Below are 16,816 nucleotides of genomic sequence, written 5' to 3' on the forward strand. Positions count from 1 at the left end.
GCCAGGATCAAACTCTTCAGTTTAATCTCTCAACATCAGTATCTCTACTGACTCACTTCATCTCTTTCAAGCACTCCAGTCACTCAAAGCGCCCACACAGTTTGTCTTCTATCTTCTTAATCAGCTCGCCCTCAAGGCAGTGACGCACATTCTACTCATACAGCTCACATTGTCAATCTATTTTTCCGCTTTTTGGCAAGAATATTGAATGAAACTCTTTTTCGCCTGAAGTTATATCAACCTCGCATCAATCAAAATACAACGGCAAAAATTTTGTCTATTATTAACACAAGTACATTGTGTTTTTTTAAAGCAAAATGGTTAAATCTACAGATCTTAAAGAACCAGAAAAATGCGATTATCTGTATATAGATGAACAAAACCATGTTCATTTGATGTTGCCGTTGGTAGGCGGTGATGAAATAGGGCTTGATAATACCTGTCAAACAGCGGCCGAATTAAGAACATTTTTCTACGGTAAAGCAGGAAAACCTTCTGCTGAACAAACACTTCAGGCTTATCTCACCCAATTGGAAAAAGACATCCTCGCCTTGCAAGAAGAGCAAGAACGTCACCTATCATCATTTGCTTATCAAAAAATAATTAATCAAAAAAAACAGCGATTTATTCAGATTCAAAATTACCTGCAATTAATTCGAGCGATAAAAAGAGATTTTGATATCGACGGTAAAATTCGAGAGCTTAATACCCAAACTTATCCTGAATTGCCTACAGGCATCATTAAAGTTCTAAAAGCGGCTCGAAATGCATTTGCGATCCGGCTTTCTCCAGATAAACCCGATCCACTTACCCGTTTTGACCACCCCGTTTTTCAAATCAATCGAAATCAATATTCCGATTATGAATTACAACGCGTTCAAGGATTAGGCCAAAGTTTACGAACGACATTTGCCCCTACTTATACTTATCGTCAAGCACATCCGACATTTGCCCCTGCTTATACTTATCGTCAAGCACATCCGCAAGTCATTATTAACCAACGCTCACCCAAAGAAAAACTCATCGGTGTCGTATTAGCCCGAGTAGGCGCCAAAATTGTAACGGGTGAAGATACGACTCATGAAAAAATTAATTTTAATGAATTGAAACAAATGGTAGAGGAAGAATTAAGGAAAATTGACTCCAACCTCTCCCTGGAGAAAACCACGGATGGCAGCACACTTGATTTAGAGTATGTTGAAAACATTTTATGCTATGATGAAAGCGTCTCTCTAAAAGAATGGATAACCGGGGTTATTGACCTTGGTGTTAGTGAAACATTTTGGGATCAACAGTCAGAAAGCGTTTTTTACGATGGGCTGGAGAGGATAACCACTGTCGAACAAGCCGATCAGTTATCCATCAAAGTTCAATTCTTGCTAGGTGAAATTAATGCATACTGTAAGATGCATCAGCTATCAGATGCCAATTTTGGCCAATTTTTTGACGCTGAACCTCATACATCCGCCCTCGCCACACTGGTCAAAGAAGGCCTCAGAGATGGCGATGATATCGAGCCTTTAATCTTTGCCTACATCAATCGCCACCACCGAGCTTTAGGCTTAACAAACCCTTTAGCTTCTGAACAACAAAAAGCAATTACCCAAAAATTTACACAACATTACAATACGATCAAAGCTTCACCACATTTTGATGAGTTTCTAATCGTTGATCCAGAAAGGCCTGGCAATATTTACTCACATCAAGGCAGAATCTGCTGTCATTTCTTAGATTTTTTTGCTCATCATACTCAAGGTTTTCGATATAGCACAAGCATTCAACACATTTTAGATACTTTTTCTGGTTACTCAGAGACGCTTCAGCAAACGCCTTCAAATCGATTAAACCACAAAAATGAGTTAGTAAAAAAAGGCCTTGAACCCATCATCCTTAAAGAAACAGTCTTGAACTATCTGGATACGGATCCTACCGCCTTAGTTGCCTATTTAATGAATAAGGATTTCTCAGAACATCCTAATTATTCCTTATTAACACCAGAACTATGTAATCAGATTTGTTTCCATCCCAGCTGGGCATCGATAAAAAGCCAAATAATCGCCACAGACAAAATAACTCAAGTGCAAAAAAATGCACTTCTCAGCATGCTGTCACGCGAAAACATAGGGAATGCACTGCGTTGTAATGGATTTTGGAGTGAACACTCTACTAAACCGCTTATTCAGGTAGAATTAGGAAAAATTGCCGAGGGGTTAATACAAGCCACCGAAGCATATGCAGCAAAAAGACAAAAAGCCTGGTGGAAAGGGAAAAAGCATTCTGACCGAGAAACCCAATGTGCGTCGTTGGTCTCACTGGCTAATGAAATCACGGAGTCTCTTCGTACTAACCATTCGTCAGAAGAGCAAACTCTTGACAAAATACTGAAGGCAATTGCCATCTTGGATCGTATCGATAACAAGATTTCAGCCGAAAAGAACAGTTATCCAAGCCAGCTGCAATCAGAAATACGACAATTTCGAGAACAACTAAAGCAATTATGTGCAATCACCAACCTTGAATTTCAGGCAAATGATGTCCATGATGCCTTATCCCTGTATCAAGAGCATCAACTTGGGCAAATCAGGAATGAAACCATTCGTTCTCTCGTCAGCACTTTGCCGGCTCATTGTCAAACTGATGACGCCATCGCCTTCTTTAACACACTATCGCCACAAGAAGCTATTAAAGTTGCAAACTACTTGCAATTGGAATATCGGGAACTAGACAGTTCTGTCAATAAAGACCAACTTTTTAACCATGACATTCCTGAAGCCTTTAAACGTGTCAACTTAGATTATTTGACCTCCCAAAAAGAAAAGGGGTTTCTTAGTGATGAGCAATATGAAACGTTCAGTAAAATAGCGTCCCGAGTACGGCCAGAACTTTTTAGCGAAAAAACCTTACCCCTGTGGTCTTGTTATCTAGGATCCGGCATTGGAGAAACGGCGCTTTCCTGTCTTGACTTAATCCATGCCGATGAATTTTCACTCATTCATATGGAAGGATTAAATACATTAATTGAATTGGAACTCAGTCCTGAAGAATTTGCTGTCAATTCCATCGACATTAATCTATTAGGCCGAGAAAAATTAAATGAAAAATCCACTTGCATTAATACTCTTTTAAAAGAGGCCCAGCCCACTATATTAACTGAAGAAAAACATCATGCACTTAAATTGGCCGCAACACTTAACGAGGATGGCACCCCGACCTACATACGGCTAGTCATGGAAGGAAAAACCGATGCTTCTATGACCTTTACGACTTCTCCGCCACTCAGTCAACACGATCTGCAACGCTGCCTGGATTGCAATCCCACAGCAGCCATTAGATCAGTTGAGGCTGTCGATCTCGATTACCTTAATCAGCTTCTAACTATCCGACAACAATGCCTGCTATTACCGTCACAACCCTGGTTTGCATCATCTAATCATACCAAATTGCTTAGACTCATGACCGAGACCTTAATTGACAATCCAATACACTTAAGTCAAATACCTAACCACGCCCAAGAATTCGCTGAACAATGCATCAAACAAGCCTTGCCACATTATGATAAAGAAAAAGAACGCTTACTAAAATTAAATGAAGCATGGTGGCAACATGGCCATTTAAAAAAACTCGCCAATCTAGATAGTCAATTATTTAATGATGAGCTCATTGAATTTCTGAATCATCATGATCCTGAGGAAATTACCGAAGCAACCATTCAAGGCTTAAATTTTTATGCCTTATCAGGACAAACAGAACAAATTGAATGGGACATACCGGCGTTAAATGCCAATGCATCGAATTATTCTCTAATGGCGGCTCGATTAGCCCTTGTGCAAAATTCTTCCCTCAAAGAGGTTCCTCAATTTTTACTGGATCTCTCACCTGCTTTTTTTCATGAACATAATTTACCGTTTATAAAACAACTAGCTAGTCCATTATGCATTATGGAACAAGTACCTTATCTTAATCGATTTATTGAGAACAACCCGCGGTTAACCCAAACGCATATAGACCAGATGAATCAATTTGCTGAAAAATTTCCTGGCAAAGGAATTCCAGGTACCTCCTCAACCTTGACCATGGCAGTTGCAATCTTATGTATTCCTGGAATAGCCACAACGCCTCACGTCCATCCTGCCCCTACTAGGGATGAAGCACCTAAAGTAGAGCCTGTCGATAAAAAGCAATTGATTCGTTTGCACCTAAAAGATTTAGAGAGTGAATTAGACAAATTATTACGGCCCAGTTCGGGAAGTGGCAACAGCATCATAAATCGCCTCATATATTATGCAACCCCTCATTGGAATCGATGGAGAACGACACGTGAACAAAAATTTAGTGATTATACCGCCCAATATCACGAGATTATGGAGAAAATGAACCAAAACATGGAAAGGCTACAAACCAGTCTTGCCGATGTAGACAGCTCATTCACTGAGGCAGAACAAAAAGAAATAAGAAACGCCATTAATGAATTAAAAGAGAGATTATCAACTGCAGTTATTCATCCTTTGCAAGTCAGGGGCACAAAAACGCTGGAAGCAATATTGGCAGAAGGGCAAAAAAAATTAGACAAACTAGATAGCATGTATGCATCGCTTGACGATGAAGCGCCTCATCCAACGATGCTGACCATGCGGTCTTAATCGATTCAATGTTTCATGAAAAGAACTGGCCAATGGACATGAAATTTGCTAAGCTTCGCAATTCATCATGGTGGTGCTATTGGTCCCTTCGCGACGATAGACTGTGAACCCCGTCAGGCCCGGAAGGGAGCAGCGGTAACGGTTGATTCGGGTGCCGAGGTGCGGCTTCTAGCGCTGCCGCCAATTTTTGTGAAAGCCCTTATGAGCTACATTGCCCTAGCACGTAAATGGCGACCACGTACGTTTTCCCAACTGGTTGGCCAAGAACACGTCACCAAAGCATTAACCAATTCGCTTAACCAACAGCGAATGCATCATGCTTATTTGTTCACTGGAACTCGCGGTGTTGGCAAAACCAGCGTTGCCCGCTTATTAGCAAAAGCACTGAATTGTGAGCAAGGAATTTCTGCTGAGCCTTGTCTTCAATGTGATGCTTGCATCGCAATCGAACAAGGTCGTTTTCTTGATTTGATTGAAATTGACGGCGCCTCAAGGACACGGGTTGAAGATACGCGAGAAATACTTGAAAACGTCCAATATGCACCAACGAATGGTCGTTTCAAGATATATCTTATTGATGAAGTACACATGCTGTCTCAGCACAGTTTTAACGCATTGCTTAAAACCTTGGAAGAACCACCAACGCATGTTAAATTTTTGCTGGCTACAACGGACTCTCATAAATTACCCATCACCGTTTTATCACGTTGTCTGCAATTTAATCTAAAGCCCTTACCCTCTGAAATCATCTGCCAACAATTGCAATACATATTAAACAATGAACACGTAACCTTTGATGAACAAGCATTAGAGCTATTAGCTGCTGCTGCAAGCGGCAGCATGCGAGATGCTTTAAGCCTCCTGGATCAAGCAATTGCCTACAGTGATAATCATGTAACAACATTAGCTATAAAAAACATCCTTGGTTATACACAACAAAATTATGCGATACAATTATTGAATGCCTTGGCGGATTCTGATCCTAAGGCACTCATTCATCTCAGTAAACAAATCATGGCTGAAGGAGGAAACTTTCATTACGTCCTGGATGAAATACTGAACCACTTGCATCAGATTTGTGTCACCCAAAACCTGCCAAACAATAATCCGCTGCTCTGTCCAAATTCTGATATCATCAGCTTGAGCCAAAAATTTACTGCCGAAGATATTCAATTATTTTATCAAATTGGGATAAAAGGTCTCGAAGAATTGCATCTTGCACCGTCTTTGATCATTGGCTTTGAAATGACGTTATTGCGTATGTATACATTTAAGCCGGCACCTGAAGTGGCAACACCGCCGTTGGCTTATCAAAATAATAGGAGCAATCGCCTAATTGACATAACTCATCCTTCCGTTTCCACTTCCAATCCCCACATTCCAAATCATTCTGAAAAGAAACTCGAATCAGCAACTGAAGCATCTCCGCCTAGCTTTGCTGATATACCAGACCAATCAACATCGTCTATCACTAAGTCGCCACCTATTGAGAAAAACAATAAATCAGTTAATGGTGAAGGTTGGCATAACCTATTGCCCAAGCTCAAATTGAGTGGATTGGCACTAAGTGCGGCAGAAAATACTGAATGGGTCGGAAAAAATGAGGGAGAAGTGACACTGCGTATTGCCAGTAGCCATCAATCGGTCTTCACCACTGCCGTGATTGATCGCATAGAAAAAGCATTAGCTGATTATTATCAAGAGACCGTGAAACTCATTCTGCAAGCGGATCAAGCGCTACACTCATCCCCTGCGCAGCAAAAGAAAACCAGGCAGGAAAAACAGCATCAAGAGGCGGAGATTGCACTACAAACCGATCCACTTTTTCAACAAATTCAGCAAGAGTTTTCCGCAACATTGGTTAAAAATTCTATTGTCCCGCGTCAAGATGACCTATAATTACTTGGATTCTGGTAAAATAACTAACGGACGGCTGTCATCCAAGAAGATGATATCCACCGACAATGACCTTGCAATATTGCAGGCAACACCATCAACGTGTTGAGTCATTAAAAAATATAGATACTTTTTACTTCCAGAAACATTGTTAACAACAACCGAAAAGAGGCTCTAATGGATATGAATCAAAATCTTAATAATCTGATGAAAGAAGCTCAAAAAATGCAGCAGCGCATGCAAGAAGCACAGCAACAGTTAAGTCAATTAATTGTGCATGGCGAATCAGGTGGGGGCATGGTAAAAATTGAGATGAATGGCCGTCATGATGTGACAAAAGTTAAAATAAGCCCCTCACTCATGGATGAAGACATTGAAATGCTGGAAGACTTGCTTGCTGCAGCAGTGAACGATGCCGTTCGCAAAGTTGAAAAAGCATCCAAAGAAAAAATCAGTCAATTAACTGCTGGCCTGAATATTCCTACTGATTTTATGAAAGGTGACAAAGAAGGCGAGAAAGAATAATAATCAACTTATGGACGCATTATCTCGTTTGGTGGATGCATTACGATGTTTACCCGGTGTTGGCCCTAAATCAGCGCAACGCATGGTATTTCATCTACTTCAGCGACAACGTCAGCGCGGCTTACATCTGGCGGCATGTCTCGAAGATGCGATGCATAATATTCGAAACTGTGAGCGCTGCAACAATTACACCACCAATGATTTCTGTTCACTTTGCCAGAATGAAGAAAGAGATCAGACCATTCTTTGCGTGGTTGAAAGCCCAGCTGACGTTGCCGCAATTGAACAAAGCCGTGCTTTTCATGGCGGCTATTATGTATTAATGAATAAAATTTCTCCCTTAGATGGAATTGGCCCAGAAGATATAGGATTATCCAAATTACAGCATTTAATCGAACGCGAAAATATAAAAGAAGTGATTTTGGCTTTAAGCCCTACCATTGAGGGGCAAACCACTGTCCATTTTATTCATGAATTGTTAAGTACTTATTCAATACGGGTTAGCCAATTAGCGCATGGCATTCCTTCTGGAGGAGAGCTAGAATTCTTGGATGGGAATACAATTGGCAGCGCTTTGCGAAATCGTGCAAAACTTATGATTTAATGTAGATTGATACCTCATGAATATGGTTCATTTTAAATTACGACTTAGTCTTTTGCTGTTTTGTTTGTTGCTCAGCCATATGGCTACTGCATCATTTCATAAAAATTTATGGCCAAAATGGAGCATCCACAACCCGTTATCCCAAGAAGTGATTTCCCATCAAGAATGGCAGGATTTTTTATCCCGATGTGTCATTACCAATCGAGAGGGAATCAATCTTGTGGATTATACTCATTTATCAAAAAGCGACCGTGACTTACTGGAACGTTATATTAATCACATGTCCCAAATCGAGATCAGTAATTACAACCGTCAAGAACAATTAGCATTCTGGCTTAACCTATACAATGCCCTTACCGTACAAACCATAGCCCATTATTATCCAGTAGCAAGCATCCAGGAAATCAATATTTCGCCAGGATTATTTAGTGTAGGGCCGTGGGGAGCAAATCTTATTACTATAAACGGCACGCAATTATCATTGGATGAAATTCACAATCGTATTATCAGAGCCATTTGGAACGACCCTCGCACTCATTATGCCATAAACAATGGCAGCATCGGAGCAGCAAATCTAAGCAAACAAGCCTTTCAAGGGCCCTTACTAGAAAAACAACTGAATGAAGCAGCATCGCAATACATCAATTCCTTGCGTGGTGCCCAAATCATTGATGACAAATTAATTGTGTCAAAAATCTATGATTGGTTTATTGACGATTTCGGCGGCGAAGAGCAAGATTTAATTAAACATCTATCACAATATGCTCAAGAGCCATTCGTTGAAAAATTAAAGCAAATTAGTAAAATTAATCTCTATACTTATAATTGGCATTTAAACAGTACTGCTTCAGAATCGTAGAAAATATCGCCTTGTTATTCATGAGCTTTAATTGCGTCAAACAGTACATCTAATTTGGAATTTAGCTGACTGGCCTCCTTTGTGTACAAGGTAATAATGCGAATCACTGCATTACGATTTCTACGACCAGGTGTCAGCTTTTTTTCAGCCGTTTCACGCTTGTAAGGTGCGGTGGAAATATGACGTGCCGCCAATTCATCACGCAACGCATTCATAACACAATCCAATGAATCGTAGACCCGTTTAATGGCATCAAGCTCTGCAGAATTCAATGGGGGTAGCCACGGTAATACTTCTCCCCGCTTAACAACCAATAAAGTACGCATCAAATAATTGCTGTCTTTATTAGCGAAATAACCATATAAGTCAAGGCATTCTGTCGTCGTTAATTGACGATATAACAACTGCATCTGTTGATAAAAAACATCCTTGGATCTAAGGTGAGAATAATGCTTATCAAGCTTTTGTTCTAATATCATAGCCGCATCAATTAATCGCGTTGGATTAAACCAAAACTTGTAGGCACGAAATATATCATGTAATTGACTCATCCCATGGTGGGATTCTGCAATTGCTATGTTCGAACTCCAAGATTTAATGGCTGATAAAATTAAATCACGACATTCATCGCTTATTTCAATTTCTATTCCTTGTGGTAAATCTTCGCTATGAAATAAATAATCATGTATTTTTGGCAATCCTCTCTGTGTCATCGTTTGTGCCAAAGTTTGATGTAGTACCTCAATAAAATCATATAATAAGGATAATCTGGTTTTTGCAGATACTAATTTCTCCGGATGCGGAGAATATTTAAAAAGTTTTTGAGGATACAGTTTATAGAAAAAAATAGCGCTGATGATATGGATGTATTCCTGATGGCTAAATGCATTAGCCAAATGCAATAATTGCTCGCTATTCAATTGCGAAAGGTGCAAAAGACAATCATTAATATTAATTCCTGACTGCTGGTTGGCAAACAAAACCATTGCCTTCAACCAGTCCTTAGGAGTAGAGGCTTGAAGCAGTGGTTTAATGCTGTAAAACCATGCCACATCACCTGTTTTTTGTTTAGATATGGCATCATTTTTGGAAACTAATAAAGCAAGTTGCCGATACTGATAACGCAAGGCATGTATCTTTGTAATTTCATCGACTATTGTAGTGGTGTTAATACACTGTAATTGTAATCGTTCAATTTGCGAGTAACAATCTCGCCAAGTTTGCAAAGTCCGGCTACTTTCCTCTTTAAGCATATTATGCGGATGGTTCGGACAAAGAATCATTAGATAATTATCATAATGCTGGCACAAGGAAGCACATAAGGCCAGGACTACCTCAACATCCAATAGTCGCTCATTTTCTTTAGCCAAATAAAACTTAAGACGACTTTCCAGCTGCCTAATTTCATATTTTATCAGCGCTTTAGAACGGCAAAGGCTGCTAACTAACCAATCTACACTATGATTTTTCATGGTAATCAACCTATTCTCAGCGCGTTCTAGATTGGGATTCATTTAGCCTTACAGGCCTATTATGAAAAGCATATCATCCATTTGCTAAATTTACTGTAGACACATAAAAATAACGCTCAGATCGAATGAAATCAACCATAGCAAACATGATGATTTGCCTTATCCTGTCATTGAACTATTATTTAATTAAGCTCTGAGGAAAAAGTAATGTCAAAAAATAATCGTCAATCATTTGATGCTTTTCTTTTACGTCTACTTGCGAATCGTAAAATTGCGCCAGATTTACTGGCTGAATTAATAGGATTACAAACAGCCAACCGTATTCTTGATAATGCGAATAATTGGATGGGAATACCAACGTTAGGACGCGGCACTGCTCCTGTTCTACAGGGGCAGTTGCATGAATTTCTAGGCGCTATTCCTGATATCAAGGCGCAGATTGCTATGTACTGGGAGAAACTACATACAAACCACCATGACAAAGAATCAAACCATGAGAAACAAGTCAATTACGATACACCATCACCAAAACCACCATCGCCAAAATTTTAACCAATATCCACTGGAAACCTATGACACAGTTAAACGCCATCTTGGTTATCGATGAAGAACCCATTGATACAGCACTCATAGATTATTTCACAAAATTTGGCTTCAACCTCATACAAAAACCATCGCCCCATCGTTTATTGCTAGATGAACCGCTTCCGGTTGCGTTATTAATAAATTGGTCTTCAATCCAAAACAACCATGAAACAATAAATACTCTATTTCATCAATATCCGATACCAATCATCCTCTTCAATGATACGGCCAATGAGGAAATTTGTGTTCAAATGCTTGAAGCAGGAGCAGATGACTTTATGATAACACCTATTCTTCCACGTGAATTACATGCTCGTATTAATGCCATCAGCCGTCGAGTCAAGCATGTAACACCGCTCGCTGAACAAAAAACAGAAGTTCTTTTATTCGGCAATTGCCGACTTTATCCTAGTGCAAGACAATGTTTTAAAAATAATACCGAGTTATCATTAAGCAATAGGGAATATGATTTATTATTGGCTTTTGTACGCCACCCTCAACAAACATTAAGCAGGAAATTTTTATTGCAGATCATCAACTCTGGTAATGCCCATCATTTTACGAGGCAGCTGGATGTGCATATTAGCCGATTACGCCAAAAGATTGAGACAGACACAAAGCAGCCAACATTAATTAAAACCATTCGACATACCGGTTATCTCTTCGCCACCCATGTCATATCGGTAAAAGAATAAGCACATACACCGAGTGTAAGATACTGATCCAAACTATTTTCTTTTTTTATTAACTTTCATCATCCGAACGCTCTTAATCATATTCTCACTCACTTTTAGTACTTCAATCTGATAATGCTCAATCATCAAACAACAATCAGCGGGTGGAATATATCCCAAATATTCAATAATCAAACCACTTAAAGTACGGGGCCCAATGGATGGCAATTGCCAGTTCATCAAGCGATTTAGATTTCGTAATGTAATGCTGGCATCAATCATCACAGAACCGTCATCTTGAGGAGCAATATCTTTACTTAATGCCGCAATATCTGTCGTAAACTCACCAACGACTTCTTCAAGAATATCTTCCATAGTAACCAAACCTTGCAAATCCCCATACTCATCAACCACAAAACAACTACGGCGTTTCATTTTCTGAAAATTTAAAATTTGTACATTTAAAGGGGTAGCCTCGGGAATGAAATAAGGTGCTTCGGCAATTTTTAATAAGGCATCCATGTCAAGCCGTTCCTCTAAAGCCAAATTCAATACACTACGTAAATGAATCATGCCAATCAAATTATCAATTGTGCCTCGATATAAAGGTAATCGAGTATGCTGGGCTGTCTCAAACTGTTCCAGCAATTCATGCCATGGCAATTCTAAATCAATCCCAATGATATCAGCCTTTGGGATCATGATGTCTTCAACTCGTGCTTGCTCCAAATCAAGAAGACTAATTAACATACTTTTATGCTCAGTAGGCAAAAGCCCTCCCGCCTCATGCACAACTGAACGTAATTCTTCACCAGATAATGCTTCTTTTTGTACACGATTCATCGATATGCCAAATAAACGCAGAATGCCATTAGCAATCCGGCTTATTAGATTGATCAGTGGTGCAAGAACAAGTTGCATTATCATCAGGGGAAACGAGCACACAAAAGCAACTTGCTGAGGATATAAAGCAGCAAGCGTTTTAGGCGTTATTTCTGAAAATACTAAAATAATGAATGTCAACAAAATTGCAGCGGCTAAAACGCCACCATCACCATATAAACGCTGCCCGATAAGCGCTGCTATCATTGAAGCGATAATATTAGCCAACGTATTGCCAATTAAAATAACACTGAGAAGCTTATCAGGATGTGCAAGTAACTGATTTACTCGTATGGCTTGTTTATGATTTTTTTTAACCAAATGGCGTAAGCGATATCGGTTCAAAGACATCATTCCAATCTCCGAGCCAGAAAAGAAAGCGGAGATAACAATTAATACCAATAATGCAATCACCAACGTGATAATAGAAACCTGCACATACAATCCTTAAGATATGATCTAGCAAAAAGCTTATCATCCTCTGTTGGAATATTACAAAAAGTTGTTGAAACAAACTCTCTCCTGCATACTGTTTTTCGAAACTATCAAAAGGAGTTGTACTGTGCTAAAAGTCTTTGAAGTAGATGTTTAGGGCACAAATCGTGGATAGAACGTAGCAGATTCATTTATCCAGATATGGTATACTTTTTGTCATTTTTATTTAAAGCGCATTTTTAAACTCATATCAGGCCATCCTCATTTTTATGCCTGTTTAAAAATTCGCCTACCTCAGAGTATGAGAGATTTATCATGTTTGAAAATTTAACTGAGCGATTAACCCGTACCTTTAAACACTTAAGCGGACAAGGGCGTTTAACCGAAGACAATATGCAGCAAGCTTTGCGTGAAGTGCGCTTATCGCTGCTTGAAGCGGATGTTGCGCTGCCTGTTGTTAAAGAATTTATAGAAGAAGTCAAGCAAAAGGCTCTGGGACAGGAAGTCATGACCAGTTTAAAGCCCGATCAGGCTTTGGTAAAAATTGTTCATGATGAATTAATTCATGTGATGGGTGATACGCGGTCAGAGCTGAATTTCAAAACCCAGCCTCCTGCCATTTTTTTAATGGCCGGTTTACAGGGGTCTGGTAAAACAACAAGTTCTGCCAAGCTTGCGCGTTATCTAAAAGAGACAGAAAAGAAAAAGGTCATGTTGGCAAGTACGGATGTTTACCGGCCTGCGGCCATTCAACAATTAAAGTTATTGGCCGATGAGTTGGATATTGCCTTCTTTCCTGCCGATGTCCATGAACAACCCTTAATCATCGCAAAAAATGCCTTGGAAAGCGCAAAAAAACAATTCATCGATGTCCTGATTCTTGATACAGCGGGTCGTTTACATATCGATGACGAAATGATGTCTGAAATCAAAACATTACATCAAGCCGTTCAACCCATAGAAACACTCTTCGTTGTAGATAGTATGACCGGCCAGGATGCCGCTAATACGGCAAAAGCGTTTCACCAGGCACTGCCACTTACTGGCGTCATTTTAACCAAGACAGATGGCGATGCTCGCGGAGGTGCTGCACTCTCCGTTCGGCATATTACTGGACAACCCATTAAATTTATGGGAAGTGGTGAAAAAATTGACGCCCTTGAACCGTTCCATCCTGAACGAGTCGCTTCTCGCATTCTTGGCATGGGAGACATTCTCACACTGATTGAAGAAGTTCAGCGTAAAACCGATAAAGTAGCCAGTGAAAAACTGGCAAAAAAAATTAAAAAAGGAAAAGGGTTTGACCTTGAAGATTTTAAACAGCAACTTTTACAAATGAATAAAATGGGGGGCATCACTGGAATGATGAGTAAATTGCCAGGAATGAATCAATTACCCCAGCAAGCACTAGGACAAATTAATGATAAAGCCTTGGCGCAAACCGTAGCAATTATTAATTCCATGACGATGAAAGAACGACGTATCCCTAAACTTATCGTTGGCTCTCGTAAAAGACGCATTGCTCAAGGATCTGGCACTCAAATCCAAGACGTAAACCGTTTATTAAAACAATACAATCAAATGCAAAAAATGATGAAAAAATTCACCAAGCCCGGGGGAATAAAACAAATGATGCGTGGTATGGGCGGAATGGCAGGGATGAAAGGCATGTTTCCAGATGATTTTAATTAATTGTACACAATTGAAATAGAAACACTTCCAATGCCAAGTTAATTTTCGTACAATACACGGCATTTTTACGTAATCACTCTTAAAGTAGAGGAAAACAATGGTCGTTATACGTTTATCTCGAGCAGGTGCAAAAAAGCGTCCTTTCTATCACGTCGTTGTAACCGACAGTCGCAGACGTCGGGATGGAAATTACATCGAACGTATTGGTTACTTCAATCCGGTCGCCAAAGGACAAGAAATACGCTTGCATTTAGAAATTGATAAGTTAAAGCACTGGGAAAAAGTAGGAGCCCAATTGTCAGATCGCGTCAAGGCTTTGGCCAAAGAATTCAGTAAGGCACATGGGACTGCCGCATAACAATAACCTTAATGATGAATGGGTTATTGTTGGTAAATTTGGTCGCCCGCATGGGATCAAAGGGCTGATTACAGTAATTTCTTTTACTGAGCCTCGTGAAAATATAATTCACTATATGCCATGGCATACACAAACCAAGAAAGGTTGGCAGCCACTGGCTTTAGAATATGTTGATGTGAATAATAAGCTTATTTTGGCACAGCTGGAATGCTGTCACGATCGCGAACAAGCCGCTCATTTAACCAATGTAGACATTGCTGTTCGTCGAGCACAGCTTCCTGAATTAGAGGCTGGGGAATATTACTGGCATCAGTTGATAGGGATGAATGTGATTAATCGCCAAGGCATCATTTTGGGAATGGTATCTGAGATCATGCCAACTGGATCGAACGATGTGTTAGTTGTCTCTGGGCAAAGGCGTTTTTTAATTCCTTATTTGCCAGGCGACTATATTCTTGAGGTTGACAACCAAAAGAACCTCATCACCGTTGATTGGGATGCGGATTTTTAATCGATGTTGCATTTGGGTATTATCAGTTTGCTACCAGACATATTCGCAAGCCTCGACTATGGCGTTACCGGGCGAGCTATAAAACAAGGTTTGGTTAAGCTAAGCTGCTGGAATCCAAGAGATTGGGCAAGCAGGCCATATCGACAGGTGGATGATAAACCCTATGGTGGCGGGCCTGGAATGGTCATGATGTATGAGCCCTTACATGCTGCCATTACTGTTGCTCGCAGCCAGATGCCACCTGATTGCAAAACTATCTACCTAAGTCCGCAGGGTAGAACAGTTCAGCAGGCCGATTTAAATTGCATCGCTGAACGCAGCCAATCTTTACTTTTTTTGGCAGGACGGTACGAAGGAATTGACGAGCGTATTATAAGCCAACACATTGATGAAGAATGGTCACTTGGAGATTTTGTATTAAGTGGTGGCGAGTTGGCTGCCATGGTATTTATTGATGCCATTGTAAGATTGCTTCCAGGAAGTTTAGGACATCATGAATCAGCGCGGCAGGATTCTTTTATGAATGGCCTGCTTGATCATCCGCATTATACGCGGCCAGCGGTTATTCATGATAAAGAGGTTCCGACTGTTTTGATGAGTGGCAACCACCAGGATATTGAGCGATGGCGGAGAAAACAATCGTTAGGAAAAACCTGGTTAAAGCGACCAGATTTATTGAAAAAAATACAACTGAGCGATGTAGACGACCAATTACTGACGGAATTTAAGTGTGAATATAAGGAATCCTGCTGAAAGCCGATGCAGCAGAATTTAAATAAAATTGAAGAACAATGAGGCATACCTCCTTGCTTTTTCGAGTAAAATCAATGTTTTTTAGGAGTGGCTATGACAAACATTATTGATCAAATTAATGCTGAACAAATGCAAGGCAAAGAAATCCCTGAATTCAATCCTGGCGATACTGTCGTTGTTCAGGTTAAGGTAAAAGAAGGCAATCGTGAGCGTTTGCAAGCATTTGAAGGCTTGGTAATCGCTAAGCGAAATCGTGGTCTTAACTCAGCCTTCACGGTTCGTAAAATTTCACACAGTGTTGGTGTAGAACGCGTTTTTCAAACCTATAGTCCAGTTGTTGCCAGCATTACCGTAAAACGCCGTGGCGACGTACGTCGTGCCAAACTCTATTACTTACGTAACTTGGCTGGCCGTGCCGCACGCATTAAAGAAAAATTAACGGCAAAAAAAGACTAATCGAAGGAATGGCTCTACCCCACAGTCCCCATTATTTAACAGTAAATAAAGGTTTTCATGAAACAACCGATATCCTTATAAAATGATATATCGGAGAATGGCTATGAAATACTGGGGACTGGCTGTTATTTTACTAGTAATGCCTGTAAGTACGATTTTAGCTCATTGTGATTTAAATCGTTTTCGCTGGGAATGCGACATGCCAGTTCACGTAAAACCTAATCGCGCTGCCTACTCTTTAGTTTATTGTGGCAATACCTACGTTTATTTAAATCAAGCCCAATATAATCAACTTGAGCGTTACCAACGCGCTAACGTCAATATGATTTTGACCGTCAATGGAGAATACATCGACAGTCCGTGCATCGCTTCTGGTCGTTATGGACATAATTAAATCACAAATCCAAGTGATGAAAATGATTATTGAATAATCGTTTAAAAGCCATCAGATTGGTATTATTTTTAATAAAATTG

Annotated in this window: 15 protein-coding genes and 1 other RNA gene; 14 read left to right on the forward strand and 2 right to left on the reverse strand. The window is 39.9% G+C overall.

Annotated features, from left to right (window positions below):
* The first annotated feature begins 317 nt into the window (after nucleotides 1-317).
* From E1O52_RS10780 to E1O52_RS10805, 6 genes are all read left to right on the forward strand, one after another.
* Nucleotides 318-4,640, forward strand: coding sequence for a hypothetical protein (locus tag E1O52_RS10780; protein WP_133128722.1), 4,323 nt, complete (start codon nucleotides 318-320; stop codon nucleotides 4,638-4,640).
* Between the two features lie 77 nt (nucleotides 4,641-4,717).
* Nucleotides 4,718-4,814, forward strand: an RNA gene (gene ffs, locus E1O52_RS10785) — signal recognition particle sRNA small type.
* 27 nt (nucleotides 4,815-4,841) lie between these two features.
* Nucleotides 4,842-6,539, forward strand: coding sequence for a DNA polymerase III subunit gamma/tau (gene dnaX, locus E1O52_RS10790; RefSeq protein WP_133128723.1), 1,698 nt, complete (start codon nucleotides 4,842-4,844; stop codon nucleotides 6,537-6,539).
* Between the two features lie 174 nt (nucleotides 6,540-6,713).
* The gene (locus E1O52_RS10795; protein WP_133128724.1) at nucleotides 6,714-7,061 is read left to right on the forward strand and encodes a YbaB/EbfC family nucleoid-associated protein; all 348 of its coding nucleotides are present in this window, start codon (nucleotides 6,714-6,716) and stop codon (nucleotides 7,059-7,061) included.
* A gap of 10 nt (nucleotides 7,062-7,071) precedes the next feature.
* A complete protein-coding gene (gene recR, locus E1O52_RS10800; RefSeq protein ID WP_133128725.1) occupies nucleotides 7,072-7,665 on the forward strand; it encodes a recombination mediator RecR in 594 nt (197 codons plus the stop codon).
* Between the two features lie 16 nt (nucleotides 7,666-7,681).
* Complete coding sequence (locus tag E1O52_RS10805) at nucleotides 7,682-8,524, forward strand: DUF547 domain-containing protein (RefSeq protein WP_133128726.1); 843 nt, start codon at nucleotides 7,682-7,684, stop codon at nucleotides 8,522-8,524.
* Nucleotides 8,525-8,538: 14 nt separating this feature from the next.
* Here E1O52_RS10805 and E1O52_RS10810 read toward each other — a convergent pair whose 3' ends face one another.
* The gene (locus tag E1O52_RS10810; RefSeq protein ID WP_133128727.1) at nucleotides 8,539-9,996 is read right to left on the reverse strand and encodes a hypothetical protein; all 1,458 of its coding nucleotides are present in this window, start codon (nucleotides 9,994-9,996) and stop codon (nucleotides 8,539-8,541) included.
* Between the two features lie 207 nt (nucleotides 9,997-10,203).
* Here E1O52_RS10810 and E1O52_RS10815 point away from each other — a divergent pair, with 207 nt between their 5' ends.
* On the forward strand, nucleotides 10,204-10,548 hold the full coding sequence (locus E1O52_RS10815) for a hypothetical protein (protein WP_133128728.1): 345 nt from the start codon (nucleotides 10,204-10,206) through the stop codon (nucleotides 10,546-10,548).
* Between the two features lie 20 nt (nucleotides 10,549-10,568).
* The gene (locus E1O52_RS10820) at nucleotides 10,569-11,276 is read left to right on the forward strand and encodes a winged helix-turn-helix domain-containing protein (protein ID WP_133128729.1); all 708 of its coding nucleotides are present in this window, start codon (nucleotides 10,569-10,571) and stop codon (nucleotides 11,274-11,276) included.
* A gap of 33 nt (nucleotides 11,277-11,309) precedes the next feature.
* On the opposite strand, the gene E1O52_RS10825 is transcribed toward E1O52_RS10820, so the two are convergent.
* Nucleotides 11,310-12,575 (reverse strand): HlyC/CorC family transporter, encoded by a 1,266-nt coding sequence (locus E1O52_RS10825; protein WP_133128730.1) that lies wholly within the window; start codon nucleotides 12,573-12,575, stop codon nucleotides 11,310-11,312.
* Nucleotides 12,576-12,887: 312 nt separating this feature from the next.
* On the opposite strand from E1O52_RS10825, the gene ffh reads away from it, so the two are divergent.
* From ffh to E1O52_RS10855, 6 genes are all read left to right on the forward strand, one after another.
* Nucleotides 12,888-14,264, forward strand: a complete 1,377-nt coding sequence (gene ffh / locus E1O52_RS10830; RefSeq protein ID WP_133128731.1) for a signal recognition particle protein — start codon at nucleotides 12,888-12,890, stop codon at nucleotides 14,262-14,264.
* 97 nt (nucleotides 14,265-14,361) lie between these two features.
* Nucleotides 14,362-14,622, forward strand: coding sequence for a 30S ribosomal protein S16 (gene rpsP / locus E1O52_RS10835; RefSeq protein ID WP_133128732.1), 261 nt, complete (start codon nucleotides 14,362-14,364; stop codon nucleotides 14,620-14,622).
* Nucleotides 14,606-15,133 (forward strand): ribosome maturation factor RimM, encoded by a 528-nt coding sequence (gene rimM, locus E1O52_RS10840; RefSeq protein ID WP_133128733.1) that lies wholly within the window; start codon nucleotides 14,606-14,608, stop codon nucleotides 15,131-15,133. The genes rpsP and rimM overlap by 17 nt, the downstream gene beginning before the upstream one ends.
* Nucleotides 15,134-15,136: 3 nt before the next feature.
* On the forward strand, nucleotides 15,137-15,886 hold the full coding sequence (gene trmD, locus E1O52_RS10845; protein ID WP_133128734.1) for a tRNA (guanosine(37)-N1)-methyltransferase TrmD: 750 nt from the start codon (nucleotides 15,137-15,139) through the stop codon (nucleotides 15,884-15,886).
* A gap of 93 nt (nucleotides 15,887-15,979) precedes the next feature.
* On the forward strand, nucleotides 15,980-16,342 hold the full coding sequence (rplS, locus tag E1O52_RS10850) for a 50S ribosomal protein L19 (protein ID WP_133128735.1): 363 nt from the start codon (nucleotides 15,980-15,982) through the stop codon (nucleotides 16,340-16,342).
* Nucleotides 16,343-16,445: 103 nt separating this feature from the next.
* Nucleotides 16,446-16,736: a hypothetical protein gene (locus E1O52_RS10855; protein WP_133128736.1), complete on the forward strand. Its 291-nt coding sequence runs from the start codon at nucleotides 16,446-16,448 to the stop codon at nucleotides 16,734-16,736.
* Nucleotides 16,737-16,816: the final 80 nt, after the last annotated feature.

The organism is Legionella nagasakiensis (genome assembly GCF_900639915.1).
Classification (GTDB): Bacteria; Pseudomonadota; Gammaproteobacteria; order Legionellales; family Legionellaceae; genus Legionella_A; species Legionella_A nagasakiensis.

What these genes read in the sequence shown, in the direction of transcription:
- E1O52_RS10810 (WP_133128727.1), bottom strand. Translation starts at nt 9,996, where the DNA reads ATGAAAAATCATAGTGTAGATTGGTTAGTTAGCAGCCTTTGCCGTTCT.
- ffh (WP_133128731.1), top strand. Translation starts at nt 12,888, where the DNA reads ATGTTTGAAAATTTAACTGAGCGATTAACCCGTACCTTTAAACACTTA.
- E1O52_RS10795 (WP_133128724.1), top strand. Translation starts at nt 6,714, where the DNA reads ATGGATATGAATCAAAATCTTAATAATCTGATGAAAGAAGCTCAAAAA.
- rpsP (WP_133128732.1), top strand. Translation starts at nt 14,362, where the DNA reads ATGGTCGTTATACGTTTATCTCGAGCAGGTGCAAAAAAGCGTCCTTTC.
- E1O52_RS10815 (WP_133128728.1), top strand. Translation starts at nt 10,204, where the DNA reads ATGTCAAAAAATAATCGTCAATCATTTGATGCTTTTCTTTTACGTCTA.
- rimM (WP_133128733.1), top strand. Translation starts at nt 14,606, where the DNA reads ATGGGACTGCCGCATAACAATAACCTTAATGATGAATGGGTTATTGTT.
- E1O52_RS10820 (WP_133128729.1), top strand. Translation starts at nt 10,569, where the DNA reads ATGACACAGTTAAACGCCATCTTGGTTATCGATGAAGAACCCATTGAT.
- rplS (WP_133128735.1), top strand. Translation starts at nt 15,980, where the DNA reads ATGACAAACATTATTGATCAAATTAATGCTGAACAAATGCAAGGCAAA.
- E1O52_RS10855 (WP_133128736.1), top strand. Translation starts at nt 16,446, where the DNA reads ATGAAATACTGGGGACTGGCTGTTATTTTACTAGTAATGCCTGTAAGT.
- dnaX (WP_133128723.1), top strand. Translation starts at nt 4,842, where the DNA reads ATGAGCTACATTGCCCTAGCACGTAAATGGCGACCACGTACGTTTTCC.
- trmD (WP_133128734.1), top strand. Translation starts at nt 15,137, where the DNA reads ATGTTGCATTTGGGTATTATCAGTTTGCTACCAGACATATTCGCAAGC.
- recR (WP_133128725.1), top strand. Translation starts at nt 7,072, where the DNA reads ATGGACGCATTATCTCGTTTGGTGGATGCATTACGATGTTTACCCGGT.
- E1O52_RS10805 (WP_133128726.1), top strand. Translation starts at nt 7,682, where the DNA reads ATGAATATGGTTCATTTTAAATTACGACTTAGTCTTTTGCTGTTTTGT.
- E1O52_RS10780 (WP_133128722.1), top strand. Translation starts at nt 318, where the DNA reads ATGGTTAAATCTACAGATCTTAAAGAACCAGAAAAATGCGATTATCTG.